This window comes from Janthinobacterium sp. NKUCC08_JDC (genome assembly GCF_019345575.1).
Classification (GTDB): domain Bacteria; phylum Pseudomonadota; class Gammaproteobacteria; order Burkholderiales; family Burkholderiaceae_D; genus Janthinobacterium; species Janthinobacterium aestuarii.
Genome location: NZ_JAHKQW010000064.1, coordinates 1 through 232 on the forward strand (window position 1 = coordinate 1; position 232 = coordinate 232).

The following is a 232-nucleotide window of genomic DNA, read 5'->3' on the forward strand; positions in this document are numbered from 1 at the left end:
GAGGCTTTTCACCCCCATTATCGCTACTCATGTCAGCATTCGCACTTCTGATACCTCCAGCATCCTTTACAAGACACCTTCGCAGGCTTACAGAACGCTCTCCTACCATATCCAATAAAGGATATCCGCAGCTTCGGTGACTGGCTTAGCCCCGTTACATCTTCCGCGCAGGACGACTCGATCAGTGAGCTATTACGCTTTCTTTAAATGATGGCTGCTTCTAAGCCAACAT

1 rRNA gene is annotated in these 232 nt (G+C 48.7%); it reads right to left on the reverse strand.

The window, feature by feature from the left end:
- A 23S ribosomal RNA gene (locus KO538_RS29130) occupies positions 1–232 on the reverse strand; the annotation flags it as partial.